Here is a 24147-nt window from a genome sequence, read left to right as displayed (position 1 = left end):
GAGACGTCCATGTGCCCCTTCATGTCGACCGACTGCGTCTGGCGAGGACCCGCGCCTCCCTCGACGGCGGTACCCGGCAACTTGTTCTTCGCGGCCACAGATGTCCCCTTCAGCGTCCGTACAGATCGGTGTCGCGGCCAAGCCGGACACCTCAATATCGTCCCATGACCGCTAGCGTTGAACACGATGGCCACCACATTCGCCGATCAACTCCGGTCGCTGACCGATGAGGCGCTGAGCGCGCTCGTCCAGCTGCGGCCCGACCTCGTCGTGCCCGTGCCCGCCGACATCTCCGCGCTCGCGGTGCGCGCCCAGTCCCGGGGCTCGGTCGCGCGCTGCCTCGACGGCCTCGACGAGTTCACGCTGCACGTGCTCGACGCGGCCCGGCTCAGCCGCTCCCCCGAGACGGCCATGACCTCGGCCGACGCGATCCTCGAGCTGGCCACCGGGGTCGCCGCCGACGACGTGCGGGTGGCGATCGACCGGCTCCGGGTGCGGTTCCTGCTCTACGGCAGCGAGGACGCCCTGCAGCTCGTGGGCGCGATCGACGAGGTCACCTCGCCCTATCCGGCGGGCCTGGGCCGCCCCGCCGACTATCTCGACCCCCAGGCCGCCGCGCTCTGTGCCGACAAGGCCAAGCTCCGCCGTACGGTCCTGGCCGCCCCGCCGGGCGCGCGGGCCGTGCTCGACCGGCTCGCCGTGGGGCCGCCGATCGGCGCGCTGCGGCGCGAGGCGGTCGCCGAGCCGGTGCAGTGGCTGGTCGACAACCACGTGCTGGTGCCGATCAGCGAGGCCGGCCGGGCCCCGCGACCCGACGGCGAGCTGGTCGAGCTGCCCCGTGAGGTAGGCATGCTGCTGCGGCGCGACACGGGCCCGCTGGGCGCGCTGCGGCCGTTCCCGCCCATTCCCGAGGGCGCCGCGCGCGACCCGAAATCCGTCGACTCGGCCGGTGCGGGCCAGGTCATGGAGGCCGTACGCAGCACCGAGGCGCTGCTCGAGGCGCTCGCGACCGAGCCCGCCCCCGTGCTGCGGGCCGGTGGCCTGGGCGTACGGGATCTCAAGCGGGTCGCCCGCGCGGCCGGCCTGGACGAGCCCGGGGCGGCGCTGCTGGTCGAGGTGTCGTATGCGGCGGGCCTGCTCGGCGAGGCCGACGTCGCCGGTTCCGGCCGTTCGGTCACCGTGAGCCGGGCCGGCGGCGGCGCCGACGAGACGTTCCTGCCCACCGGCGCGTACGACCTGTGGCGCGCCCTCAGCATCGCCCAGCGCTGGACCTCGCTGGCCCGCGCCTGGCTCGCCATGACCCGGCAGCCTGGCCTGGTGGGCCGGCGCGACGACCGGGACCGCCCGATCAACGCGCTCGCCCCCGACGCCGAGCGCGCCGGCGCCCCGCAGGCCCGCCGGGAGGCCCTGCTCGTGCTGGCCGACCTCAAGCCGGGCACCGCCCCGCAGGTCGACGAGGTGCTCGGCCTGCTGGCCTGGCAGACCCCGCGGCGCTCGCGCGGGCGGGAGGCGGCCCACCGCGACGCCCTGGCCGGGGCGGCCCAGCTCGGCGTCTCGGCGCTCGGGGCCATCACCTCGTACGGGCGGCTGCTCCTGGAGGATGTCGACGACCCCGACACCGACCCGCTGGGGGTGCGGCCGGGCCCGGGCGAGCCCCGCGACGACGCCGTCCGGACGCTCGACACGCTGCTCCCGGCCCCGGTCGACCACGTGCTGGTGCAGGCCGACCTGTCGGTGGTCGTGCCCGGCCCGCCCGAGCCGGAGCTGGCCGGTGAGCTCGACGTGATCGCCGAGCCCGAGTCGGCCGGCGGCGCCAGCGTGTTCCGGGTGACCGCGGCCAGCGTGCGGCGGGCCCTCGACGTCGGCTACACGGCGGCCGACCTGCACTCGCTGTTCCGGCGCCGGTCGCGCACGCCGGTGCCGCAGACGCTGACCTACATGATCGACGACGCCGCCCGCAAACACGGCGGGCTGCGGGCCGGTTCGGCCGGGTCCTACCTGCGCAGCGACGACGAGGCCCTGCTGGCCGAGGTGCTGGCCGACAAGCGGATGGGCCCGCTCGGGCTGCGCCAGATCGCCCCGACCGTGCTGGTCAGCCCGTTGCAGGTGGCCCGGCTGCTGGGCGCGCTGCGCGAGGCCGGGTTCGCGCCGGTGGCCGAGGACGCCGGGGGCGCCGCGGTGCTCAGCCGGCCCAAGGTGCGGCGGGCCCCCACCCGCTCGTCGGTGGCCGCCCGGCTGGCCGACCAGGCCGGTCCGCCGGTGCTGGCCGGGCCGCGGCTGGCCGGGGTGGTCGAGCAGATCCGGCGGGGCGACATCGCCACCCGCGCGGCCCGCCGGGCCCCGACGACCGTGCGCGCGGCCAACGGGCAGGGCGTGCCCGGCCTGACGTCGGTGCAGCAGCACGGGCAGGCCATGGCGGTGCTGCAGCAGGCCGTACGGGAAAAGGTCCGGGTCTGGGTGGGTTATGTCGACTCGCACGGCGCCACGCTGTCGCGGCTGGTGCGCCCGGTGTCGCTGAGCGCGGGCTATCTGCGGGCCGAGGACGAGCGGACCGAGACGCTGCACACGTTCGCGCTGCACCGGATCACGGCCGCGGTTCCCGACGAGGAGAAGTAGGCCGCACGCCCCCGTACGCGTGCGGCCTCTTGATCAACGAGCGCCGGGGCCGGAAGGTTGCCCGGTTTCCGTGTCAGACTGGAGGGTCGGTTAGAGCTCTTCGAAGGGTGTCTCAGTGAGCGGCGGACCTCTGATCGTCCAGTCCGACAAGACTCTTCTGCTGGAGGTGGACCACCCGGACGCGCAGGCGTGCCGGATGGCGATCGCCCCGTTCGCCGAGCTGGAACGGTCGCCGGAGCACGTGCACACGTACAGGCTGACCCCGCTCGGCCTGTGGAACGCCCGGGCCGCGGGCCACGACGCCGAGAGCGTCGTCGACTCGCTGATCAAATACTCGCGGTATCCGGTGCCCCACGCGCTGCTGGTCGACGTGGCCGAGACGATGGATCGGTACGGCCGGTTGCAGCTGGTCAACGACCCGAGCCACGGGCTGGTGCTGCGCGGCCTCGACAAGATCGTGCTGATCGAGGTGGCGAAGTCCAAGAAGCTGGCCGGCATGCTCGGCGCCAAGATCGATGACGAGACCATCGCGGTCCACCCGTCCGAGCGCGGCCGCCTCAAGCAGGCGCTGCTCAAGCTCGGCTGGCCCGCCGAAGACCTCGCGGGTTACGTCGACGGCGAGGCCCACGAGATCAACCTGGCCGAGGACGGCTGGACCCTGCGCTCCTACCAGCAGGAGGCGGTCGACGGCTTCTGGGCGGGCGGCTCGGGCGTAGTGGTGCTGCCCTGCGGCGCCGGCAAGACGCTGGTCGGCGCGGCCGCGATGGCCACGGCCAAGGCCACGACGCTGATCCTGGTGACCAACACGGTCGCCGGGCGGCAGTGGAAGCGCGAGCTGATCGCCCGCACGTCGCTGACCGAGGAGGAGATCGGCGAATACTCGGGCGAGCGCAAGGAGATCCGCGCGGTCACCATCGCGACCTATCAGGTGCTCACGTCCCGCCGCGGCGGCGCGTTCACGCATCTCGACCTGTTCGGCGCGCGCGACTGGGGCCTGGTCATCTATGACGAGGTGCACCTGCTGCCCGCGCCGATCTTCCGGTTCACGGCCGACCTGCAGGCCCGGCGCCGGCTCGGGCTGACCGCCACCCTCGTGCGCGAGGACGGCCGCGAGGGCGACGTGTTCTCGCTGATCGGCCCCAAGCGCTACGACGCGCCGTGGAAGGACATCGAGTCGCAGGGCTGGATCGCGCCCGCCGAGTGCGTCGAGGTGCGGGTCACGCTGACCGACGCCGAACGGATGGCGTACGCGGTGACCGAGGCCGAGGAGCGCTACCGGGTCGCCGCCACCGCGCGCACCAAGCTGCCGGTCGTCCGGGCCCTGGTCGAGAAGCACCCCGACGAGCAGGTGCTGGTCATCGGGGCCTACATCGACCAGCTGCACCAGCTGGGCGAATATCTCGACGCGCCGATCATCCAGGGCTCGACGACCAACAAGGAGCGCGAGCGGCTGTTCGACGCGTTCCGCAGCGGCGAGCTGCGCACCCTGGTGCTCTCGAAGGTCGGCAACTTCTCGATCGACCTGCCCGAGGCGGCGGTGGCCATCCAGGTCTCCGGCACCTTCGGCTCGCGGCAGGAGGAGGCCCAGCGGCTCGGCCGGGTGCTGCGACCCAAGGGCGACGGCCGCCAGGCCCACTTCTACACGGTCGTCTCGCGCGACACGATCGACACCGAGTACGCCGCCCACCGGCAGCGCTTCCTGGCCGAGCAGGGCTACGCCTACACGATCGTCGACGCCGACGACATCCTCGGCCCGGCCCTCCCCCAGATCGACTGAGGACATTCGGAACGTACGGCCGTAGTGCTCTTGAACACCCCGGCCGTACGTTCCGGTTCGTGTGGGACGTCATCATCGCCGAGCGGGTGGCCCTGACCGACCTGCTCGCCTCGCTCTCGCCCGACGAGTGGGAACACCCATCGCTCTGCGCCGACTGGACGGTTCACGACGTCGCGGCGCACATGACGCTGCAACAGGTCAGCCTGGCCGGGTTGTTCGGCATCCTGCGGCAGTGGCAGGGCAGCATCGACCGCACCAACCACCACGTGGCCAAGCGGCTCGCCGCGAGCAAGCCGCCCGAGCGCATCGTGGCCGAGCTCAGGGCGACAGCGAACAACCGCAGGGGCTCCACAGGCGTCTCGCGGCTGGAGACCCTGACCGACCTGCTGGTGCACACGCAGGACATCGCCCGCCCGCTCGGCCGCACCCATGACATGCCGCCCGCGGCCGCGGCGCTCGCGGCCACCCGGGTGCTGACGATGCGCTGGCCACCCCCGTTGCCGGCGACCCGCAAGGTCGCGGGGTTCCGGCTGGTGGCCACCGACACCGACTGGTCGTACGGGGGTGGGCCCGAGGTGCGCGGACCGATCAGCGCGCTGCTGCTGGTCTGCACCGGCCGCCGGATCGCGGCGCCCGAGCTGAGCGGTGAGGGCGCCACGCAACTGGTCGCCCGGATCGGCTAGCTCGTCGGCTCGACCGCAGGCGGCGCGGTGACCGCGGGTTCGGCCGGGGCTTGCTCATTACTCGAGCTTTGGGCGAAGAACAGGAAGAAGGAACACACGACCAGCACGACGAGCACGGCGGCGGCCCCCGCGAACCACGGCCAGAGCCGGCGGTGCGGCGGGGCGGGCGGCTTCGGACGGGTGCCGGCCTCCTCGTGGGCGGCCGCGGCCACCACTTCGGGGCTGCCCAGCCGCTCGAGCACCTCGATCAGCTCGCCCTCGCTGGCCAGGTTGCGCTCGGCCCGCTCGGCGGCGATGTGCGCCTCGAGGTCGGCCAGCAGCTCGCGCCGCTGCAACACCGGGATCCCGGCCAGCCGTTGGTCGATCTCGCCCAGGTATTCCGCGACGACATCGTTCTGCCTGGTCTTCATGCTGCCTCACCGGTTCCCACGAGACGGTCGACGGTCTGCCGAAACGACACCCATTCGGTGCGGAAGTGGGCGAGCGCGGAACGCCCGTCCGAGGTCAATCCGTAGTAGCGCCGCGGCGGCCCGCTCGGCGACTCGACCCATTTGCTCTCCAGCCAACCCGACCGGCGCAAACGCGAGAGCAGCGGATAGATCGTGCCCTCGCCAGCGGCCAGATTGGGCTCCTCGCCCAGCCGCCGGACGATCTCGTTGCCATACCTGTCTTCGAGCTCGACCAACGACAGGACGCAGAACTCGAGGGTGCCGCGGCGCAGACTCGTCGACAACTGCGAGACATCTGCCATGCGCCACACAGTACCTTGCGACGCAAGGTAGGTCCACAAAGAGAAGGTCAGGCCCTAGCGACGCCAGGTGCGGGTGGCCGTCGTGGTGGCGTTGCCGGCCCGGTCGTACGCGCGCACGGCGACCTTGATCGTCTTGCCGTGCTTGGCGGTGTTGACCGAGAAGGCGTACGCGGCCGTGGTGTCGCGGGCGACCACCTTGCCGTTGACGATCAGCTCGACCCGGGCCACGCCGTAGCGGTCGTTGGCCGCCACCGACACCTTGACCGTGCCCTTGACCTTGGCCTTGTTCGCCGGCGCCTTGGTGACCTTGAGCGAGGGCCGGGTGTTGTCCACGATGACCGTGCGCCGGACGGTCGACGTCTGCGTGTAGTCGTCGACCAGACGCCAGGTCAGCACCTTCGGGCCGTCCTTGCCGGCCGCCACCGAGTCGGTGTACGGCGTCTTGTGGATGCTGCCCGTCCCGTTGTCCAGCGTGACCCACTGCACGCCGCTGCGGTCGGCCGCCACCACCGTGCTCCTGATCCGGGTCCCCCGTACGAGGGCGAGCGACGCCGGAGTCATCGACACCAGCTTGGGGCCGTCGCCGTCGACCCAGAACGTCACCGGGGTCCGCGACGCGTTGCCGAGCGCGTCCCAGGCCCGGAACTCGCCGCTCACGACCGTGCTCTTCGGCCCGAAGTCGTAGAAGAAGGACTGACCGGAGGCCTGCTGCACGCCGCCGATCCAGAACTCGACCCGGCTGACCGGGGAGATGTCCGACGTCCGCAGCGTGACGAAGTTCCGGCCCTTCGGCACGACACCGATCTTGCTGTCGCCGTAGTCGACCGAGACGCCCGGGCCGGAGTTGTCGACCCGATAGGTCCGGGTGACCCAGATCCCGCGGCCGTCAGCGTCGACGACGCGGAACGCGACCCCCTGCTGCGCGACGGTGTCCCACGAAAAGGTCCACGGCGCGCCGGTAGCCCGGCTCAGCTGCGTGCCGAGCACCTTGTCATACATCGCGATCTCGGCGACGTTCGCGGAGACGTCGGTGAAGGTCAGCTCGGTGACCCCGTGCACGATCGCCCCCGACGCGGGCGAAAGGGTGTACGTCACCACTTCGGCCGCCCGCACGGGCGTCGAGCCCATCGCCAATACGGAAACCAGAACCGCCGCCATTACGGCCACCCTTTTCACGGCGGCAATATAGATCAATATCAGGGTAGTGCGGGGCCCGGGGTGAGCAGTGGTTCCATCAGATCGCCGTGCGCCTCGATGCGATCGAGCACCTCGGCCGCCGTGTAGTGGTGGGGCTCCTCGGCCCCGGTTGCCACCGCCTCCACCTCGTCCCAGGTCAGCGGGGTCGAAGCGGTCGGAGTCGCCTGCGCCCGCAGCGAATACGGCGTCACCGTGGTCTTGGCGCCGTTGTTCTGACTCCAGTCGATGAAGATCTTTCCCGGGCGTACGGCCTTGGCCATCTTCGCCGTGATCGAACCGGGCACCATCGACGCCAGCTCGTCGGCGACCCTCTTCGCGTACAGGGAAACGGTTTCCGAATCTTGGGTCCCCGAGATCGGGCAGCACAGTTGCATGCCCTTCTTGCCGGAGGTCTTCGGATACGCGGCCACGCCGTCCTCGGCCAGCCGATCGCGCATCAGCACCGCGACCGCGCTGCACTCCCGGAGCCCGGCCGGCGCGCCCGGATCGAGGTCGACCACCAGCAGGTCGGGGTGCTCGCCGATCCGCCACTGCGGGGTGTGCAGCTCGAGCGCGGCCAGGTTGGCCAGCCAGACCAGCGTGGGCAGGTCATCGACGACCACGAAGTCGATCGTCTCGCGGCTCTTGGTCGACCCCGGCACGGGCAGCGTCTCGAGCCGCACCCAGCCCGGGGTGCCGCCCGGCTTGTTCTTCTCGAAGAAGTGCATGCCGTCGACGCCGTTGGGATAGCGGATGCGGGTCACCGCGCGCTCGGCCAGATGCGGCAGCATGACCGGCGCGATCCGCGTGTAGTAGTCGATGACCTCGCCCTTGGTGAAGCCCGCGGCGGGGTACATCACCTTGTCGAGGTTGGACAGCTCGAGGTCGCGCCCGTCGATCGTGACGGGCAGCCGGTTACCGGCCATCCTCGTCCTCCTCCACGCACTCCTTGGGAGTCTTGTCGTAACGCAAACGCAGGAACCTGGGGAAACGCAACCGCCCGTCCGGCGTCCGGTTGCCGTAGCGCACCTCGACGACCAGCTCCGGTCGTACCCAGTGGGCGCCCCGGGAATCCTCGCGAGGCACCGCGCCGGCCACGAACGGCGACCTGGGCTGGACCAGCGGTCCGAGCGCGGCCAGCAGCTCCCGCTCGGCGGCCGCCCCGATGCCCCCGCCGACCCGCCCGCGAAAGGCCAGCCCGTCCGGGGTCGGCACGCCGACGAGCAGCCCGCCGAGCTTGCGCACCCCGGCTCGCCAGCCACCGATCACGTAGTCGCCCGTACGGTCGAATTTGACCTTGACCCAGTCGGGCGAGCGCAGCCCGGGCAGATAGACCGAGTCCTCCCGCTTCGCCACCACGCCCTCGAGGCTGTTCTCGCGGGCCGCGTCGGCCGTCGCGGGCCCGTCGCCGAACGAGGGCGGCACCATCCAGCGCGGCCCGGCCAGCCCCAGCTCCTCGAGCCGCCGCCGGCGCACCCGATACGGCAGGCCGGTCAGGTCCTCGCCGGCGTAGAAGAGCAGGTCAAAGATCATGTACGTCACCGGGAGGGTCACCGCCAAGCGAGCCGCCCGATGCCGCTCGCGGACATGCATGCGCTCGGCCAGCGCCGTGAAGGACGGCCGCCCGGCCTCGTTGAGCACCACCATCTCGCCGTCGAGCAGCGTGCCGTCGGGCAGCCGCAGGTCGGCGATCTCCGGGTACGCCGCCGTGACGACCGCTCCGGAGCGCGCGAACAGGGCGGGTGGCCCCTCGGTGAAGAGTGCGAGAACCCGGACCCCGTCCCACTTGAACTCGTAACTCCACCCCGGCCCGGCCGGCAGCGCGCCGGAGGTCGCGAGCATGGGAGACAGCGGCGCGCCGGGCACCCGATCACCATAGGCAGGGACGAACACCTTACGCAGGAGTCTCAGTGATGCGATTCTGATCAGGCGCTTTATAGTTTTCGACCCACGGGAGGCGACATGCGAGCGATCTGGAAGGGTGCCGTCTCCTTCGGGCTGGTGTCGATCGCGGTGAAGCTGTATTCGGCCACCGAGGAGAAGGACATCCGGTTCCACCAGGTGCACCGCACCGACGGCGGCCGGATCAAATACCAGCGCACCTGCTCGATCGACGGCGAAGTGGTCAGCTACGACGACATCGCCAAGGGGTACGACATCGGCGGCGGCGAGATGGTCATCCTGACCGACGAGGACTTCTCCGACCTGCCGCTGACCACGTCCCGCGCGATCGACGTGCTGGAGTTCGTGCCGGCCGACGACATCGATCCGATCCTGTTCGCGAAGGCGTATTACCTCGAGCCCGAGGGGCAGGCGGCCAAGCCGTACGTGCTGCTCCGGGACGCGCTGCAGGACGCCGACCGGGTCGCCATCGTCAAGATCGCGATCCGGCAGCGGGAACAGCTGGCCACCCTGCGCGTGCACGAGGACGTGCTGGTGCTCAACACGATGCTCTGGCCCGACGAGGTGCGTACGCCGGATTTCGGCTTCCTCGACGAGGACATCGAGACCCGGCCCGCGGAGCTCGCGATGGCCAGCTCGCTGATCGACTCGATGGCCGGCAGCTTCAAGGCCGACGAATTCACCGACAACTACCGGGCCGCGCTGCAGGAGGTCATCGACGCCAAGGTCGAGGGCCGCGAGATCGTGCAGCCGGAGGAGGCCGAGGAGGCCCCGGCGGCGGCGGTCGACCTGATGGCGGCGCTGAAGGCGTCGGTCGAGCGGGCCAAGAAGGCTCGTGGTGAAGAGGCCCCGGCCGCTGCCCCCAAGAAGAAGGCCGCTCCGGCGAAAAAGGCGGCTGCGAAGAAGGCCACTCCCGCCAAGAAGGCCGTCAAGAAGTCGGCGTGACTAGAGTTGCCCCGTGGGATTGACGTGGGCTGAGTCTTATCTGGGCAAGGTGCGGGCGAGCATCGGCGACACCGACACGATCCTGTTCGTCGGGGCACGCGGCGTGATCTTCGACGAGCAGAAGCGGCTGCTGCTCATCCAGCGCTCCGACAACCACCGCTGGGCCATCCCGGCCGGCGCGATGGAACTCGGCGAGAGCATGGAGGAGTGCGCCATCCGCGAGACGTGGGAGGAGACGGGCCTGCGGGCCACCTCGCTCACGCCGTTCGCGTTCTACACGGCGTACACCTACACGAACGACTACGGTCACACCTACCAGCAGATCCTGATGTCGTTCCTGATCCACACCTGGGAGGGCGAGCTGCTGCGCCAGACCGACGAATCCGTGGACGCCGGCTTCTTCCCGCTCGACGCCCTGCCCGGTCCGAAGTCGTTCGTGATCGACGAGACGCTGGCCGACCTGGCCCAGTTCGAGTCGACCGGCCGCCTGGTCATGAAGTAAGGCGCAGCTCGCTCTCGAACAGCCCCATCGTGAACTTGTCGGCCCACTGACCGTCCGCGCTCCGGAAGGTCCCGCGCAGCCGCCCCTCCTCGACAAAGCCGACCTTGCCGTAAATGTGCCGCGCCCCCTCGTTCTCGGCGGCGACAGTCAGCGTGATCTTGCGAAGGCGCATCTTGTGGAAGCCGTACCGGCAGACGGCCCGGACGGCGTCGGTGCCGTAGCCCTTGCCCCAGAAGTCTTTCTCGCCGAGATAGATGTCCATGTCGGCGATGCCCGCCTCGGGCTCGGCCCCGTGCAGTCGGACGAGCCCGATCAGCGTGCCCTCGGCCTCGACCCCGAACAGCACATCCCCGTACGCGTTGGGCGGCCGCTCCTCGAGCCACTTGGCCACCTCGGCGACCGTTTCCGCGTAGCCCTCATCCATCCAGCGCATCACGTCGGCGTCATGGTTCCACCGCCACAGGGCCTCGGCATCGTCGACACCCATGGCCCGCAGCCGAACCAGTTCCCCGTACGCATCCATGCCTGTCCCCGTTGTCAGCCGGCGTTACGCACCTCGCGGCTGAAGTCGTGCCCGCACGGCAGCACCACGAAGACCACCGAGAGGACAGTCATTGTGCCGTCCGCATGCTCGACGTAATCGAGCGGCTCCGCATTCACGTCGGTGACCACCTTGCCGCAGGTCGGACAGCGCCCGTCGGCGGTCACCACCCCGAATTCGTGGGCCGGCATACGGTCACCTTGCTCGTCCGCGTCCCCACTGTTCGCCATGCTCATCTGCGGTCTCGGCACAGAACCCCCATTTACGACTCATACGCTTTCGAAAGCGGCCGCCCCCGGCCCAGTACGGCCAGAATCTCAGACCAGCCGCTCCTCTTCCAACGCCGCCTCCGGCAACGGCTTGACCGCGCCCGCCAAAGTCAGTGAGACGATCAGCAGGACGGCCACCGCCACCAGCGCGTTCTTGACCGTCATGTGGTCGCCCAGGAAGCCGATCAGCGGCGGCCCGCCCAGGAAGGCGCAGTAGCCGATCGAGGCGACCACGCTGACCCGGGCCGCAGCGTGGGCCGGGTCGTCGGCGGCCGCGCTCATCCCCACCGGGAAGCCCAGCGAGGCACCCAGTCCCCACAGCAGCGCTCCCACGAAGGCGAACGGCGCCGCCGGCCCGAGGATGTAGAGGGCCAGCCCACCCAGGCTCACCGCGGCCAGCACCCGCACGACCGGGACCCGGCCGTAGCGGTCGAGCAGAGCCGGGCCGAACCAGCGGCCGGCCGTCATGGCGCTCAGGAACAGGGCGAAGGCCAGCGTGCCGACGGCGGCCGACGTGCCGTAGCTGTCGATCATCGAGATGCTGATCCAGTCGATGCCGGCGCCCTCGGTGAAGGCGAACGCCAGCACGAACACCCCGACCAGGAGGGTGCGCGGCTCCCGCCACGTGGAGACGGCGTTGCGGAAGCGTTCGCGCTTGGTCACGACGGGGGTGTTCGAGCCGATCATCGTGGGGTCGGAGGGTGTCACGGCCGGCATCGGGCCGGCGTCGTCGGGGACGAAGGCCCGCACCGAGAACACCACGATGACGGCGATCAGCACCGCGGTCACGGCCAGGTGCACGGTGACCGAGAGGCCGAGGGCGACGGCGGCCGCGCCGACCAGGGCGCCCGCCACCGTGCCGACGCTGAAGCCGGCGTGGAAGCGCGGCATGATCGACTTGCCGAGGCGGCGTTCGACTATCGCACCCTGCACGTTCATGGCCACGTCCCAGGCGCCGTTCGCGAACCCGAAGGCGAACAGCCCGATCACCACGGGTACGACGCCGAACTCGTAGCCGATCGAGATCGAGAACAGGGCCACGCCGAGCAGCACACCCATCGTGGCGACCGTGCGGCTCGAGCCGAAGCGGGCGACGATCTGACCGGCGATCAGCAGCGAGACGATCGAGCCGGCGGCCAGCGCGAGCAGCACGAGACCGAGGCGGGACGGGGTCAGCTCGAGCTCGTCGCGGACCTGCGGGATGCGCGAGGCCCAGCTGGCGGCGGCGACCCCGGCCATGATGAACGCCGCGTAGACGGCGCGGGTGGCCGCCCGCACTTCGGGAACGACGATGGTCACCCGGTGACTCCGAGGAAACGGCGCACGATCGTACGGGTGTCGGCCCGGTCGAACGTGGCGGTGGACAGGATGAGGTGCATGACCAGGCCCTCGTTGAGCGCGTCGACGGCCCGCGCGGTCACCGGGTCGACGAATCGCTCGAGCACGGCCCGTGACCGGCGCATCCACGCCTCGGTCACGCTGCGCAACGCGGGGTCGCGCAGGGCCGCCAGATAGAGCTCGTACGCCACGGCCCAGTCCTTCTGGTCCCCGCCGGCCCCGCCGTGAATCAGGTCGGTCACGGCGTCGGCAAACCCGGCCAGGTCGGTGACGTGCTCGAAGTGCGCCTCGTAGCGGGGCGACATCTGCTCGGCGTGCCGCCGGAAGGCCTGTTCGAGCAGGTCCTCCAGGCTGTCGAAGTGGTAGGTGATCGAGCCCAGCGGCACGTCGGCGGCGGCCGCGATGCGCCGGCTGGTGGTGCCCGCGACGCCGTGGCCGGCGATCACCTCGATGGCCGCGTCGATGATCCGGCTCTTGCGGCCGGGGTCGTAGCGCCGCGGCGAGCGGGCCGCGGGGACGGCGGTCACGGCTCGACCGTCCGGATGATCCGGGCCGGGTTGCCCACCGCGACCACGTTCGGTGGCAGGTCCTTGGTGACCACCGCGCCCGCCCCGACGACCGTGTTCTCCCCGATCGTCACGCCGGGCAGGACGATCACGCCGCCGCCGAGCCAGACGTTGTCGCCGATGACGATCGGCGAGGCCGCCTCCCACTTGTCGCGGCGGGGACCGGCGGCGACCGGATGCCACGGGGTGAGCAGCTGCACGTTGGGGCCGATCTGCACGTCGTCGCCGATCGTGACGGTTGCCACATCCAGGCTGACGAGCCCGAAGTTCACGAACGTCCGGGCGCCGATGAAGGTCTGATACCCGTAGTCGCAGCGGAACGGGGGCCGGATCTCGGCGCCCTCGCCCAGGCCGCCGAGCAGCTCGGTCAGCAGCTCCCGGCGCAGCGCGTGGTCGGCCGGGTCGGCCTGGTCGAGCCGGTGGGACAGCGTCGCCGCCCGCTCCATGTCCTGGAACAGGGCGGGGTCGTCGGCCCGATAGAGCTCACCGGCCAGCATCCGCTCGCGCATCGTGGTCATGCGTACGAGCGTACATAACATCCTGGCTAGAATCCCCGTCGTGAGGGCAGAGCCGGCATGGGACGTTGCGGTTGTCGGCGGCGGACCGGCAGGGTTGTCGGCGGCGCGTGCGGCGGCCGCGGCGGGGGCCCGCACGATCGTCCTCGAGCGCGCCGAGCATCCGCGCTACAAGACGTGCGGCGGCGGCCTCATCGGCACCTCCCTGGCGTACGCGTCGGCGCACATCTCGGTGCCCGCCCGCGATCGCATCACGTCGCTCACCTTCACACGCGACGGGCGGCGGTCCTTCACCCGGCACGCCTCCGGCCGGCCGTTCCTCACGCTGGTCCGGCGCGACGACTTCGACCACGCCTGGTTCGTGGCGGCCGTCGAGGCGGGCGCGACCGTGCGGCAGAACGCGCAGGTTCGCGCGATCGACCAGAACGACGAGTACGCGACTGTGACGCTGGCCGGCGGCGAGCAGATCACGGCGGGCGTGGTGATCGGCGCGGACGGCTCGGCCGGCATCACGTCACGCTACGTGGGTGTCACCTTCGAGCAGCAGGATCTGGGCCTCGAGGTGGAGCTGGCCGCGACCGAGGCCGACCGCGAGACGTGGCGCGGGCGGGTCCTGCTCGACTGGGGCCCGTTCCCCGGGTCGTACGGGTGGGTCTTTCCCAAGGACGACGAGCTCACGGTCGGCGTGATCATGGCGAAGGGCAACGGCGCCGCCACGAAGCAATACCTGAACGACTTCGTGCAGCGGCTCGGCCTGGGCGACCGTCCGGTCGTGCGCGATTCCGGGCATCTGACGCGCTGCCGGCGACCCGACGCGCCCCTGCGCCGGGGCCGCGTGGTGGTCACCGGCGACGCCGCGGGCCTGCTCGAGCCGTGGACCCGCGAGGGCATCAGTTACGCGTTGCGCTCCGGCGACTGGGCCGGTTCCGAGTTCAAAGACCTTCCCGCGTACGAACGTCGCGTCACCGCCGAGCTGGCGCCCGAGATGACCGCGGGCCGGCGGCTGCTGGGCGGCTTCTCCCGCCTGCCCGGCGTCGTGCACCTGGCGATGGCGACCCCGCTGGGCTGGCGCGCGTTCGAGACGTTCTGCCGCGGGGACCTCTCGATGGCCCGCGTGGTCAAACGTCCCGGCGTACGGGCTCTGCTCGCGCTGTTCCGGGCTTGAGCGGCCAGGGCGCCCACTGCACCGCCGCGGCGAACCCGCTGCGCCGCGCCTCACGCGCATCCCACCTGGTCAGCGGCCCTTCGCGGCGCGCGTTGAGGCCCACCCCGATGAGCCGGCTCTCGAACCACGAGCCGCCGACGCCACGCCGCACGCGCTCCCACAGGCCGCCCTCGATCAGGGCCGACGCCTGTGTCCGGAGCGCGTCGACGAGGCGGGCCGGGTCTTCGTCGCAGACCGCGCAGGCGCACATGGGCAGGGTTTCGACCCACCAGCGCCCCAGCCGCAGGACGAGGCCCGGCGTCTCGGTGAACGCGATGGCCAGCGGCGCGGCCGCGGGCGTACGCGGCATGAGCCGTTCCATGCGCACCAGGGCGTCGGCCGGCCCGAGAAGCTCCTTGCTCTCGCGGCGGTCAACCACGTAACGCTCCGCCAAATCGTCCAGCAGCGCCTCGGCCGCGTCATGCAGGACGGCAAAGCGAGCGACGTGCGGGTCAGCCCTCACCAGCGCAGTATGCCGCCCTCGGCCGGCAGCCCACCAGCGCTTCCGCCGGCTTCTCCCTCATCCGAAGGAGAAGTCCCCCGCCTTGACGCCGGCCACGAACGCCAGCCACTCCGCCTCGGAGAAGCTCAGCGCCGGGCCCTCCGGATCCTTCGAGTCCCGGATCAGGACGATGCCGCCCTTCTCGGCGGCGACCTCGACGCAGGTTCCTCCGGAGCAGCGCGTCGAGCGATACCACTTGTGCCTGTCGTTTTTCTGTTCCATGTGCACCTCCGTGCCGGTTCCCAAATCCCACGGTAGGCGACCGGTTACAGGCACGGCAGGAGTGAATACTGCGACCTCGCGCGCTATGTGCTCTATCTACCAAAAGTGCGCAGCGTTTGGCGTGTATTGCAGGCTTTCGCCCGTTTTGCAGAGCGCGTGCAGGCCCGAGCCACGCAAGCGCGGCTTCCGTTTTGTCGTCGTCTCGCGCGAGTGAATCGCGCGAGACGACGATTCATGTGCGTCAGAAGGTGAAGTCGTCAGCCTTCACGCCGGCGACGAACGCTTGCCACTCCGCCTCGGTGAACGAGTGCGGGGCCAGATCGGGGTTCTTGCTGTCCCTGATGAGATAGCCCCCGTCGACCTTGGCCACTTCCACACAATTACCACCGGTGCAACGGCTGCTCCGACGCCACTGAGGCGACACGACCTCACCCATCTGTCTCTCCCTGTTTCTAGTACGGTTCAGTCATTGATTTTCATGTTGCTCGACCTCACAAGTTCGGAGATTTCGCGCCAAGAAAAACTGCTCGACGCTCCTCGATGAAGGCGATTGTGTCGCCCTCATTCCGGGCGACTTCCCACAATTGGTCGAATCTGTTGCGATGCCGCGCGGTCTCGTCCCGGTCCTCGACCATCTCGTCGAGCGGGCCGTTCTCGCGATACATGACCTCGCTGTCCGCGCCTACCTTGAGCAGGTCGAAGCTGCCGTTGTTGGCGATCGCGGTGCCGAGGTCGAAGGGCAGCATGCGCAGCTTGAACATCCCCTGCGCGCTCAGCTCAAGGATCTGCTGGAGCTGGGCGGCGAAGATCGCGGGCCCGCCGGCCGGGCGCAGCAGCACGGACTCGTCGAAGAGAATCAGATATTTCAGCGAGTCGAGCCGGTTCAACATCGCCTCGCGGCGCAGGCGCCTGGCCTCGACCAGGGCGGCGACCTTCTCGGGGGAGAATCCGCCGGGGCGGGGCGACTCGCTGTCGCTTCTCTCGTTCTGCCACATGCGCGTGAGGGCGGTCGCGTATTCGGGCGTCTGCAACGGCCCGGGCACGTAGAGGATGTTGTAGGACCGGATCTCGGATGCCTCGGCCTCGTACTCGACGAAGCGGCGCAGCGGGTCGTTCATCCCCTCGCGAATGCTCGGGTCCTGCCACCACGCCGTGACCGGCTGCTGCCGCCGGCGGGCGACCCGGGCGTCGGCCAGCAGGGAGTCGATGTGCTCCTTGTCGGAGACGCCGAGCAGGGTCAGCAGGTTTTTCAGGTCATTGATCGAGATGGTGTTGTCGCCGTTCTCGATCCTTATGACCTTACTGTTCGACCACTCCATCGCCTCGGCGACTTCAACCTGCGTCAGACCGGACGCCTTACGCGCCTCGCGAATGGCGAGACGAACGCGTAGGCGCGCGATCGTAGGCGAATCGCCCTCGGTCATCGGTCCTTCATCGTTGAAGTAGTTGCATCACGGAGCGGATCAAACTGCTACCTCGCGGATTGCCAGCTGGCAGTCCGCGAGGTCGCGCACATCCTAACGTCCGTTATACAGACGACCGACCGGGGGGTCAGGTGATTGTTAAAGATCAAGCGACCGCGAGGTCAAGTCCCCTCCCGGGTGGCCGGGCATTCTCGATGGCCCGCCGCAGGGCCCGCTTGACCTGGTTGAACTGACGTTCGTCGAAGTCCGAGTAGAGAACGACGTCGGATCCCCGATAGATCGCGTGGAGCTCCCACCCCCGGCCGCTGCGCCGCACCAGCGAGGGCACGACGCAGGCCAGCGGAACGAGCACGGCCAGCAGGGCGATCGCGTACGCGGTGGGCGGTGCCAGCAGGGTCCACCCGGCGCCGACGGCCGCGACCGTGCCGGCCGCCACGGCCAGGGTGGCTGCCGGCGAGGACGGCGCCGAGCTGGAGCGCACCACTCCGACGTTGTGCAGATCGTGAACCGCGTAGCTTTTCAACGGCTTGCCGCGCAGGATGAACAATTCGTCGGTGACCACGACGCCGGGGCCGCGATAATAGATGCGTTTGCTCATGGCGCACTCCTGTCCCTCGGTCCTTGCGAGGAAAGGAAGTCACGGCAATACTGCCGCTAGAGAGAGATGTTTCCCAGCCTCGCTCGTCCGGAAGATCATTGGCGTCAACGAAAGACGTCCCCAGAAGCGAAAACGGCACCCGGTTGCCGCCGGGCACCGCCTTTCCTCCAACCTCGCCCTTGTTGCTCTACAGGTAGTACAGCACGCGCTCCGGTGAAGCCGCTACCCATCATTCTGCCATGTAGCAGATTACGAACAAGCTGGCATTCGCCGAGTTCACGAGGGGTGTGCCGAAACGCGGGTGGGAACCGGCGCGGCCGACGAACCTGATCACGGACGTGTGAAGCGTTTCCTGATAGCGCATTCCTCGCCCCCGGATTCTTGCGGTGACGGGGCCGCCGAGTTCAGGATGGCGCTTAACGGGAGACGTTGCCCATCTCGTTTGTTCAAGATCGTCGTTTGTCATGACGACAGCGAACGCCCGCAGCGGCAAGAACGGCACCCGGTTGCCGCCGGGTGCCGTTGTCTACCGTCTCCCCTCCAACTCCGCCCTTGTTGCTCTACTTGTAGTGAAGCATGCCTCCAGGCTGTCCGCTACGCATCAATCTGCCATGTTGCAGATTGCGTCTAAGCTGAGTGTTCTATGAGTAGCGTGCGCCACTTGACCACCTTGTGGCGTTTCATTGACGAACCGACCGGGTAGCTCAGCGACGGATGCCAACCTCGAACCTGTGATGTCGCAGGTAGAAGGGCGATAACCCGCATGGAGAGCCGACTCAAGATCGCGGGCCAGGCGGTGCAGCCAATTCTGGTGATGTTCCCGCTGGGCCTCTTCACGATGGCCGTCATCTTCGACGTGGCCACCCTGCTCGGAGCGCCGGGGATCGTGGGATCACTGGCCTACTGGAACATCGTCGCCGGCCTGGTGGGCGGCGTGGCCGCGGCCATCGCGGGCGCCATCGACCTGGCGTTCGTCCGCCGACCCGACGCGAAACGCATCGGCGTGCTGCGCGTCCTGCTCAACATGGGCGTGCTGTTCCTGTTCGCCGTGATCCTGATGGTCCGGGTCGGCGACCCCAACCGGCAGGCCGGCGTCGGCCTGTTCCTCCTCGAAGTGCTGGCCCTGGCGATCAGCGGCTTCGGCGCCTGGTTCGGCGGCGAACTGGCCAACGGCCGCACCCCGGCGTTTGCCCGCGCCGCAGTCGGGAATCGCGGCTACTAGGGCGCCCCGGCGCCCTGGCTCCACCGACGAGAAAGGGCGCCTGACATGACCACCTCGATAACCGGCAAGCGCATCGCCTTCCTGGCCGCCGACGGCGTGGAAGAGGTCGAATACACCGAACCGCGCAAGGCGGTCGAGGCAGCGGGCGGCACGGCCGAGCTCGTCTCGATCAACGACGACGAGATCCAGGCCGTCAACCACATGGACCCGGCCGGAAAGCACAAGGTCGAAAAGCCGATCACGAGCGCGGCGGTGGCCGACTACGACGCGCTCGTGCTGCCGGGCGGCGTCGCCAACCCCGATTTCCTCCGTACGAATCCCGACGCGGTCGCCTTCGTGCGCGAGTTCGTCGCGTCCGGCAAGACCGTGGCCGCCATCTGCCACGCCCCGTGGACGCTCATCGAGGCCGGTGCGGTCGACGGCCGCACGATGACGAGCTGGCCCAGCCTGCGCACCGACCTGACCAACGCCGGCGCCACCTGGGTCGACGAGCAGGTGCACACCGACGGCAACCTGATCACCAGCCGCAAGCCGGACGACCTGCCCGCCTTCTGCGAGAAGCTCGTGGCCGCCCTGGCCTGACCCGGCGCCTACGGAAAGCCCAGGCCAGTCGGTCTGGGCTTTCGTCGTCTCGGGGTCAGCCGCGCCAGAGGCTCAGCATCATGGCCTCCACAGCGATCTCGGGCTTGACGTTCTCGTCGATCGCCTGACGGCAGGCCAGCACCGCCTCCAGCCGGCGCAGGGCGCTCTCGGGCGACCACTTGCCGGCCGCGGCCTCGGACTGGCCGGCCACGTCGGTGTGCACCACGGCGACCGGCGCGCGCATGTTGGTGATCAGCACGTCGCGATAGAAGCCTGCCAGGTCGACCAGCGCGCGATCGAGCGCGTCCCTTTTCGAGCGGGTCGCCCGTGACTTCTGCCGGCGTTCCAGATCTTTCAGCTGGCCGGCCGCGCCGCGCATCGCCCCCGCCGCACCCCGGCCCGTGCCGCCCGCACCCAGCGCCTGCTCGAGGGCCGCGCGCTCGGAGGCGTCGGTCTCGACCAGCTGCTCCGCCGCCTCGGCCTCGGCCGCCTTGATCAGCGCGCTCGCCGCCTCGAAGCACGCCCCGACCCCGGTCAGCCGCCGCGGCACCGACAGCACCGCCTCGCGCCGCCCGCGGGCCTCGGTGTCGTTGGCCAGGCGCTTGGCCCGCCCGACATGCCCCTGCGACGCGGCCGCGGCCCACGCGGCGACGTCGGGGGCGATGTGGTCACGGCGCACGAGCACCTCGGCCACCGCGTCGGCCGGTGGCTGCCGCAGCGCCACCACCCGGCAGCGCGAGCGGATCGTCACCGAGATGTCGTCGGGGTGGGTCGACGGCGTGCAGAGCAGGAAGACCGTGCGCGGCGGCGGCTCCTCGATCGCCTTGAGCAGCGCGTTTCCCGCCTGCTCGGTGAGCCGGTCGGCATCCTCGATGACGACGATCTGCCACCGGCCGCCCGAGGGGGCGCTGGCCGCCCGCAGCACCAGGGCCCGCATCTCGTTGACGCCGATCGAGAGGCCCTCGGGCACCACGAACCGGACGTCGGCGTGGGTCTTGCCGAGGGTGGTGTGGCAGCCGTGGCACTCGCCGCAGCCGGCGCCGTCACGCTCGCACTCGAGCGCGGCCGCGAAGGACCGCGCGGCCACCGAGCGGCCGCTGCCGGGCGGGCCCGTGAAAATCCAGGCGTGGGTCATGGCGCCGGCGGCCACCTGCTCACCGGCGACGACCCGGGCCGCGGCCGACGCCGCCTGTCGCAGCGTGGCGACGGGCTCGGCCTGGCCCACCAGATCGGCGAAGACGTCACTCACGGCACCGATGGTATTGCCCGCCCCCGACAAAACCTCATCCGTCATCCACCGGGCCGGGAGTTATCCACAGTGGAAAACCCGGCGTAGCGAAGGCATCACTCTTCCGTGTACGTTCTGGTCCCGGTGCGCGACGGCACGTTGACACACGGTTAGGAGCCTCGGTATGGCGCGTGAGATCGACGAGGCGTGGATCAGCGAAGCCATCGAGAGGCATCGACGCGTCGAGCAGCTGCGCGGCGATTACGAACGGGCGGTCGAGTCGCATCAGGTCTCGGTCCACTCGCCCGACGACTCGATCGAGGTCACGGTGACGGCATCCGGCCAGATAACGGACATCCAGATTCATGGCGGGCTCCAGCATCGGCAGCCGGTCGAGTTCTCGCGCGAGCTGCAGGCCGTGGTGGCCAACGCCGCCGAGGCCGCCCACTGGGCCCGCGGCAAGCTGCACGACGAGATCTTCGGCAAGCTGCGTTCGCTGGGCGAGGCCTGAGGTGGAGGGGCTGGCCGAGGGCCTCGATCAGGCCGCCGACGCGTTGACCGCGCTGTCCCGCGAGCTTCCCGCCCTGCAGGCTGCGCCGGGGGCGTTCGCCGCGGCCCCGGCCGCCCTGGCGCACCCGCGCGGATCGGTCGCGTCCGGCTCGGGCGCCACCGCGGGTTCGGGCCTGCCGGGCCGGGTGGGAAACGCCCTGCATGAGCATTGGGCCGCGACGCTCACGGCCCGGGCGCACGAGGCGTCGGCTGCGGCCGCCCGCCTGGCCGCGACGGCCGGCTCGGTGCGGGCCACCCGGCGGGATTACACCGAGACCGACGAGGCGGTCCGGCGCCGCTTCACCCGGGAGATGTGATGGACCGGCTCGACCAGGTGCTCGATTCCGCCACGCCGCTGCTGCGTCGGGCCGAAGACGTCCTCGAGCTGGCCGGCGCACCGCCGGGTCATCCGGTGTGGGGGCACCTTCGACGCGTACGCCTGATGCCCGCCGACGCCGCTCGCGCGGTGGCCGAGCTGCGGCCGGCCGCGCTGGCCGAGGCCGAACCGGAGTTGCGGGCAGGCGCCCGGCTCTGCGCCGGCACGGCCGCCGCGCTGCCCCCGCCCGACGAGTGGGAGGGCGAGGCCGCCGACGCCTACGACGATCAGCGCCGCCGCGTCGCCGCGCACCTCTCGGGCGGCCACGACAGCCTGGAGGAGCGCTTCGAGGCGACCGCCGACCTGGCCGCGGCCCTGCACGACTGGATGACCCGGGCCCGCGACAACCTGGCCGCCGTGCTGGCCGACGCCCTGACCTCGGCCGAGGCGCTCACGCTGACCGGTCCCGCGAGCCTCCCGCCCACGTCCGCCGAGAGCGTGGCCGCCGCCGACCTGACGGCCCATGTGCTGCGCGCGATCGCCGACGACTACGCCGAGGCCGAAGAGCTGCTCGAGGGGTCGCGGCAGCTGGCCGACCCGATCCCGCTGTGACGGGGGCTCGGCGCACATGAACGCGGCGCCGCATTCGGATAACCGGAAAGAACCCCGAATGCGACGCCGCGTCCTCCTGCACCCCCCGCAGGTATAGGAATACTCAACGCTACTAATCGATGGATGTCTCGGAGTCGGGCACGCTTTCGGCCGCTCGGCGGAGCAGGAAGGGACAACCGTTCGGGTCCGACTCATCCGTCAGGAGATCGACATGCCTCCATCCGGCCGACCCGGTTCCGGTATCGGGCGGCCCTCCGGTTCGAGACCGGAGGACCGCCCGGGCGTGATCACACCCGAGTGATCACGAGTGCGAGCGGCGCCGCCGCAGGCTGAACAGCACAGCGCCGATCCCGGCCAGCAGCAGGCCACCGCCGGTCAGCGCGACCCGGTCGAGCCGGGGGCCGGTCACCGGAAGGCCACCGCCCCCGCCCGGCGAGACCGCGGGGCCCTCGGGCGAAACCGCGGCCGCCTCCAGCACGCCGACCGACATGCTCAGCGAGACCATGGGCTTGCCGCCGTAGCCGTCCTGGCCCCGGTCCTTCGAGCCGGCCGCCTGCGCGACCGAGACCTTGATGGCGTCGGCCCGGGCGGCGATCGCGTGCCCCTCGATCGCGTGCCGCACGTCGCCGAGCGAGACCCGCACCCGCATCCCCTTGGCAGGCAGGGTGGCCGACTCCGGTTCCGGGGCGGCCACCGGCGGCAGGCCCGGGACGCCGGGCACGGGCAGCGGCCCGGTCTTGCCCAGCCCGCCCAGGTCGGTCAGCGGCGCCGACTCCATCGCGCGCTGGTTCGGGGTCAGCGCGAAGTCGGCGTGGTCACCCGCGGCCTCCAGACGCTTGGTGGGCAGGCCCTCGCCGGAGACCTCGACGACCGCGGGACGATAGGCGACCTTGCCGCCGGCCGTGGCCGACATGGCGGCCTCGAGGGTGGGCGCGCGCAGCACCCGTACGGTGACCTTGCCGCCCGCCAGCTCGATGCGCCCCGCGGTGATGGTCGACCGGGCCACCGTACGGGCCTGGTCGTTGTGGTTCTCGATCACCGTGGTGCCGCGGCTCGTCATCCTGCCCGGCACCCGGACCAGCGCTTCGCGGCCGCTGCCGAGCAGGCTGAGGCTCTGCAGGACGGTGTCGGCGCGACCCGTCTCGCCCGCGACCCGGCCGCACGCCATGGCCTTGTCCCACCGGGCGTGCGCGCCGATCCGGCCGTTGCCGAGGCGGAACGGTCCCGCCTTCGCGGCCAGGGTCGAGCGCTGGGCGCCCTTCGCGTTGGTCGGCGGCGCCTGCTGCAGCAGCGGCTTGGCGATCGCCGCGTCGGGGGCGCCGCCGAGCATCCGGGCGTACGCGGCCGACGCGACCTTCGAGGGCGCGATCATCGCCGTACGGGCCTCGCCGACCTCGACCTCGGAGAGCGACCCGCTCGTGGCCCTCGCCCGCTTGTTCGTGACCTGCCCGCCGTCACCCTGAGCGCCCGCCGCCCCCGAGTCGTCGTCCGCCCGTACGTCGTCGGCGCCCTTGGATCGGCGGTCGGCTCGCGAGTCACCGTCGGCAGACTCATCTTCGTCGGCCGGTTCCCCGCCCCCGGCGCCCCCGGTCAGGCCGCCCACCACGGCGCCACCCCGATCGGCCAGATCGCCCGCCAGCCCACTCCTGGCCGGCGGCACCCCATCGGCCCCCGACTTCGGCGCGAGCCCGAGATAGCCCAGCGCCCCCGTCGCGGTCATGCCGATGCCCTCACTCAGCGTGTCGCTGTCCGCGGGGTCGGGGATGACCGAGTCGTCGCCGCTCAGCACGCGTGCGCGCTCCTGAGTCTTCGGCCGCTCCCCGGCGGGCGCGTTGACCTCGAGCTTGTTGATCTTCAGCAGGTCAGCGCCGGACTGCGCCGCGAAGTTCTCGGCCCGTTCACAGGGCGTGGGCGCCGCGAGTGCGGGCTGCGGTGCGGTGAGGGCGCTCGCGAAACCGAGCGCGGCGACACTTGCGGCCAGCGACCTGGCGGGCGTCATGTGGCAGTTCCCTCCCTCAGATGGGCCGCGAACGAGCGGCGTCTACGGGTCTGCCCAACGAAGGTCGATTCGGGCGGTTGCGATACATCTATGCGACAACCCCGACGG

The 24147-nt window shown here is 70.7% G+C and carries 28 protein-coding genes; 11 read left to right on the top strand and 17 right to left on the bottom strand.

Annotated elements, in window-relative coordinates; translation table 11 throughout:
* Positions 1-186 precede the first annotated feature (186 nt).
* From JKJ07_RS42670 to JKJ07_RS42660, 3 genes are all read left to right on the top strand, one after another.
* Positions 187-2616, top strand: a complete 2430-nt coding sequence (locus JKJ07_RS42670) for a helicase-associated domain-containing protein (protein WP_202997720.1) — start codon at positions 187-189, stop codon at positions 2614-2616.
* Between the two features lie 115 nt (positions 2617-2731).
* Positions 2732-4393 carry a DNA repair helicase XPB gene (locus JKJ07_RS42665; RefSeq protein ID WP_202997719.1) on the top strand — a complete coding sequence of 554 codons (1662 nt, stop codon included), beginning with the start codon at positions 2732-2734 and terminating at the stop codon, positions 4391-4393.
* 59 nt (positions 4394-4452) lie between these two features.
* Complete coding sequence (locus JKJ07_RS42660) at positions 4453-5076, top strand: maleylpyruvate isomerase family mycothiol-dependent enzyme (protein WP_202997718.1); 624 nt, start codon at positions 4453-4455, stop codon at positions 5074-5076.
* On the opposite strand, the gene JKJ07_RS42655 is transcribed toward JKJ07_RS42660, so the two are convergent.
* From JKJ07_RS42655 to ligD (JKJ07_RS42635), 5 genes are read right to left on the bottom strand one after another with little or no spacing between them, the layout of a single operon-like run.
* On the bottom strand, positions 5073-5486 hold the full coding sequence (locus tag JKJ07_RS42655) for an HAAS signaling domain-containing protein (RefSeq protein WP_202997717.1): 414 nt from the start codon (positions 5484-5486) through the stop codon (positions 5073-5075). The two genes, JKJ07_RS42660 and JKJ07_RS42655, sit on opposite strands and share 4 nt — an antisense overlap.
* Entirely contained in the window at positions 5483-5827 is a 345-nt protein-coding gene (locus tag JKJ07_RS42650; protein ID WP_202997716.1) for a PadR family transcriptional regulator, read from the bottom strand. The genes JKJ07_RS42655 and JKJ07_RS42650 overlap by 4 nt, the downstream gene beginning before the upstream one ends.
* Positions 5828-5881: 54 nt before the next feature.
* Positions 5882-6985: an Ig-like domain-containing protein gene (locus tag JKJ07_RS42645; protein WP_202997715.1), complete on the bottom strand. Its 1104-nt coding sequence runs from the start codon at positions 6983-6985 to the stop codon at positions 5882-5884.
* 38 nt (positions 6986-7023) lie between these two features.
* The gene (gene ligD / locus JKJ07_RS42640; RefSeq protein WP_202997714.1) at positions 7024-7929 is read right to left on the bottom strand and encodes a non-homologous end-joining DNA ligase; all 906 of its coding nucleotides are present in this window, start codon (positions 7927-7929) and stop codon (positions 7024-7026) included.
* Entirely contained in the window at positions 7919-8869 is a 951-nt protein-coding gene (gene ligD, locus JKJ07_RS42635; RefSeq protein WP_202997713.1) for a non-homologous end-joining DNA ligase, read from the bottom strand. Before ligD (JKJ07_RS42635) ends, ligD (JKJ07_RS42640) begins: the two co-directional genes overlap by 11 nt.
* 96 nt (positions 8870-8965) lie before the next feature.
* Here ligD (JKJ07_RS42635) and ku point away from each other — a divergent pair, with 96 nt between their 5' ends.
* Entirely contained in the window at positions 8966-9850 is an 885-nt protein-coding gene (ku, locus tag JKJ07_RS42630) for a non-homologous end joining protein Ku (RefSeq protein WP_202997712.1), read from the top strand.
* 13 nt (positions 9851-9863) lie between these two features.
* The gene (locus JKJ07_RS42625) at positions 9864-10352 is read left to right on the top strand and encodes an NUDIX domain-containing protein (protein ID WP_202997711.1); all 489 of its coding nucleotides are present in this window, start codon (positions 9864-9866) and stop codon (positions 10350-10352) included.
* Here the strand turns inward: JKJ07_RS42625 and JKJ07_RS42620 are convergent.
* From JKJ07_RS42620 to JKJ07_RS42600, 5 genes are all read right to left on the bottom strand, one after another.
* Positions 10342-10875 carry a GNAT family N-acetyltransferase gene (locus JKJ07_RS42620; RefSeq protein ID WP_202997710.1) on the bottom strand — a complete coding sequence of 178 codons (534 nt, stop codon included), beginning with the start codon at positions 10873-10875 and terminating at the stop codon, positions 10342-10344. The genes JKJ07_RS42625 and JKJ07_RS42620 overlap by 11 nt on opposite strands.
* A 14-nt stretch (positions 10876-10889) precedes the next feature.
* On the bottom strand, positions 10890-11084 hold the full coding sequence (locus JKJ07_RS42615; protein ID WP_202997709.1) for a hypothetical protein: 195 nt from the start codon (positions 11082-11084) through the stop codon (positions 10890-10892).
* Between the two features lie 126 nt (positions 11085-11210).
* The gene (locus JKJ07_RS42610; protein ID WP_307834706.1) at positions 11211-12461 is read right to left on the bottom strand and encodes an MFS transporter; all 1251 of its coding nucleotides are present in this window, start codon (positions 12459-12461) and stop codon (positions 11211-11213) included.
* A complete protein-coding gene (locus tag JKJ07_RS52085) occupies positions 12458-13027 on the bottom strand; it encodes a TetR/AcrR family transcriptional regulator (RefSeq protein WP_202997708.1) in 570 nt (189 codons plus the stop codon). Before JKJ07_RS52085 ends, JKJ07_RS42610 begins: the two co-directional genes overlap by 4 nt.
* Positions 13024-13584: a sugar O-acetyltransferase gene (locus JKJ07_RS42600; RefSeq protein ID WP_202997707.1), complete on the bottom strand. Its 561-nt coding sequence runs from the start codon at positions 13582-13584 to the stop codon at positions 13024-13026. Before JKJ07_RS42600 ends, JKJ07_RS52085 begins: the two co-directional genes overlap by 4 nt.
* Between JKJ07_RS42600 and JKJ07_RS42595 the strand changes: the two genes are divergently transcribed.
* Positions 13583-14746, top strand: a complete 1164-nt coding sequence (locus JKJ07_RS42595; RefSeq protein ID WP_202997706.1) for a geranylgeranyl reductase family protein — start codon at positions 13583-13585, stop codon at positions 14744-14746. The genes JKJ07_RS42600 and JKJ07_RS42595 overlap by 2 nt on opposite strands.
* On the opposite strand, the gene JKJ07_RS42590 is transcribed toward JKJ07_RS42595, so the two are convergent.
* The 5 genes from JKJ07_RS42590 to JKJ07_RS42570 form a co-directional block, all read right to left on the bottom strand.
* Complete coding sequence (locus JKJ07_RS42590) at positions 14700-15248, bottom strand: DUF6226 family protein (protein ID WP_202997705.1); 549 nt, start codon at positions 15246-15248, stop codon at positions 14700-14702. The two genes, JKJ07_RS42595 and JKJ07_RS42590, sit on opposite strands and share 47 nt — an antisense overlap.
* A 57-nt stretch (positions 15249-15305) precedes the next feature.
* The gene (locus tag JKJ07_RS42585) at positions 15306-15509 is read right to left on the bottom strand and encodes a DUF397 domain-containing protein (protein ID WP_202997704.1); all 204 of its coding nucleotides are present in this window, start codon (positions 15507-15509) and stop codon (positions 15306-15308) included.
* A gap of 241 nt (positions 15510-15750) precedes the next feature.
* A complete protein-coding gene (locus JKJ07_RS42580; RefSeq protein ID WP_202997703.1) occupies positions 15751-15945 on the bottom strand; it encodes a DUF397 domain-containing protein in 195 nt (64 codons plus the stop codon).
* A 55-nt stretch (positions 15946-16000) separates the two neighbouring features.
* Positions 16001-16933, bottom strand: a complete 933-nt coding sequence (locus JKJ07_RS42575; RefSeq protein WP_202997702.1) for a helix-turn-helix domain-containing protein — start codon at positions 16931-16933, stop codon at positions 16001-16003.
* A gap of 145 nt (positions 16934-17078) precedes the next feature.
* Positions 17079-17531: a DUF6232 family protein gene (locus tag JKJ07_RS42570; protein WP_202997701.1), complete on the bottom strand. Its 453-nt coding sequence runs from the start codon at positions 17529-17531 to the stop codon at positions 17079-17081.
* A gap of 763 nt (positions 17532-18294) precedes the next feature.
* Here JKJ07_RS42570 and JKJ07_RS42565 point away from each other — a divergent pair.
* Both JKJ07_RS42565 and JKJ07_RS42560 read left to right on the top strand, forming a co-directional pair.
* Positions 18295-18753 carry a DUF2231 domain-containing protein gene (locus tag JKJ07_RS42565; RefSeq protein WP_202997700.1) on the top strand — a complete coding sequence of 153 codons (459 nt, stop codon included), beginning with the start codon at positions 18295-18297 and terminating at the stop codon, positions 18751-18753.
* A 45-nt stretch (positions 18754-18798) separates the two neighbouring features.
* The gene (locus JKJ07_RS42560) at positions 18799-19335 is read left to right on the top strand and encodes a type 1 glutamine amidotransferase domain-containing protein (protein ID WP_202997699.1); all 537 of its coding nucleotides are present in this window, start codon (positions 18799-18801) and stop codon (positions 19333-19335) included.
* Positions 19336-19390: 55 nt separating this feature from the next.
* Here the strand turns inward: JKJ07_RS42560 and JKJ07_RS42555 are convergent, their stop codons facing one another.
* The gene (locus JKJ07_RS42555; protein WP_202997698.1) at positions 19391-20584 is read right to left on the bottom strand and encodes a DNA polymerase III subunit delta'; all 1194 of its coding nucleotides are present in this window, start codon (positions 20582-20584) and stop codon (positions 19391-19393) included.
* 163 nt (positions 20585-20747) lie between these two features.
* Between JKJ07_RS42555 and JKJ07_RS42550 the strand changes: the two genes are divergently transcribed.
* From JKJ07_RS42550 to JKJ07_RS42540, 3 genes are read left to right on the top strand one after another with little or no spacing between them, the layout of a single operon-like run.
* Positions 20748-21074: a YbaB/EbfC family nucleoid-associated protein gene (locus tag JKJ07_RS42550; RefSeq protein WP_202997697.1), complete on the top strand. Its 327-nt coding sequence runs from the start codon at positions 20748-20750 to the stop codon at positions 21072-21074.
* 1 nt (position 21075) lies between these two features.
* Positions 21076-21429: a hypothetical protein gene (locus JKJ07_RS42545; RefSeq protein WP_202997696.1), complete on the top strand. Its 354-nt coding sequence runs from the start codon at positions 21076-21078 to the stop codon at positions 21427-21429.
* The gene (locus tag JKJ07_RS42540; RefSeq protein WP_202997695.1) at positions 21429-22040 is read left to right on the top strand and encodes a hypothetical protein; all 612 of its coding nucleotides are present in this window, start codon (positions 21429-21431) and stop codon (positions 22038-22040) included. The genes JKJ07_RS42545 and JKJ07_RS42540 overlap by 1 nt, the downstream gene beginning before the upstream one ends.
* A 301-nt stretch (positions 22041-22341) precedes the next feature.
* Here the strand turns inward: JKJ07_RS42540 and JKJ07_RS42535 are convergent, their stop codons facing one another.
* A complete protein-coding gene (locus JKJ07_RS42535) occupies positions 22342-24039 on the bottom strand; it encodes a hypothetical protein (RefSeq protein ID WP_202997694.1) in 1698 nt (565 codons plus the stop codon).
* Positions 24040-24147 lie beyond the last annotated feature (108 nt).

Origin of the sequence: Paractinoplanes lichenicola (assembly GCF_016785085.1) — a bacterium.
GTDB classification, from domain to species: Bacteria; Actinomycetota; Actinomycetes; order Mycobacteriales; family Micromonosporaceae; genus Actinoplanes; species Actinoplanes lichenicola.
This window is presented reverse-complemented; position numbering and strand designations above follow the sequence as displayed.

Coding starts and splice junctions, on each gene's coding strand:
- ligD (WP_202997714.1), bottom strand. CDS start 7,929: ATGGCCGGTAACCGGCTGCCCGTCACGATCGACGGGCGCGACCTCGAG.
- JKJ07_RS42575 (WP_202997702.1), bottom strand. CDS start 16,933: ATGACCGAGGGCGATTCGCCTACGATCGCGCGCCTACGCGTTCGTCTC.
- JKJ07_RS42600 (WP_202997707.1), bottom strand. CDS start 13,584: ATGACCACGATGCGCGAGCGGATGCTGGCCGGTGAGCTCTATCGGGCC.
- JKJ07_RS42670 (WP_202997720.1), top strand. CDS start 187: ATGGCCACCACATTCGCCGATCAACTCCGGTCGCTGACCGATGAGGCG.
- JKJ07_RS42645 (WP_202997715.1), bottom strand. CDS start 6,985: ATGGCGGCGGTTCTGGTTTCCGTATTGGCGATGGGCTCGACGCCCGTG.
- ku (WP_202997712.1), top strand. CDS start 8,966: ATGCGAGCGATCTGGAAGGGTGCCGTCTCCTTCGGGCTGGTGTCGATC.
- JKJ07_RS42650 (WP_202997716.1), bottom strand. CDS start 5,827: ATGGCAGATGTCTCGCAGTTGTCGACGAGTCTGCGCCGCGGCACCCTC.
- JKJ07_RS42595 (WP_202997706.1), top strand. CDS start 13,583: ATGCGTACGAGCGTACATAACATCCTGGCTAGAATCCCCGTCGTGAGG.
- JKJ07_RS42540 (WP_202997695.1), top strand. CDS start 21,429: ATGGACCGGCTCGACCAGGTGCTCGATTCCGCCACGCCGCTGCTGCGT.
- JKJ07_RS42585 (WP_202997704.1), bottom strand. CDS start 15,509: ATGGAACAGAAAAACGACAGGCACAAGTGGTATCGCTCGACGCGCTGC.
- JKJ07_RS42620 (WP_202997710.1), bottom strand. CDS start 10,875: ATGGATGCGTACGGGGAACTGGTTCGGCTGCGGGCCATGGGTGTCGAC.
- JKJ07_RS42565 (WP_202997700.1), top strand. CDS start 18,295: ATGGAGAGCCGACTCAAGATCGCGGGCCAGGCGGTGCAGCCAATTCTG.
- JKJ07_RS42655 (WP_202997717.1), bottom strand. CDS start 5,486: ATGAAGACCAGGCAGAACGATGTCGTCGCGGAATACCTGGGCGAGATC.
- JKJ07_RS42535 (WP_202997694.1), bottom strand. CDS start 24,039: ATGACGCCCGCCAGGTCGCTGGCCGCAAGTGTCGCCGCGCTCGGTTTC.
- JKJ07_RS42560 (WP_202997699.1), top strand. CDS start 18,799: ATGACCACCTCGATAACCGGCAAGCGCATCGCCTTCCTGGCCGCCGAC.
- JKJ07_RS42550 (WP_202997697.1), top strand. CDS start 20,748: ATGGCGCGTGAGATCGACGAGGCGTGGATCAGCGAAGCCATCGAGAGG.
- JKJ07_RS42570 (WP_202997701.1), bottom strand. CDS start 17,531: ATGAGCAAACGCATCTATTATCGCGGCCCCGGCGTCGTGGTCACCGAC.
- JKJ07_RS42580 (WP_202997703.1), bottom strand. CDS start 15,945: ATGGGTGAGGTCGTGTCGCCTCAGTGGCGTCGGAGCAGCCGTTGCACC.
- JKJ07_RS42615 (WP_202997709.1), bottom strand. CDS start 11,084: ATGCCGGCCCACGAATTCGGGGTGGTGACCGCCGACGGGCGCTGTCCG.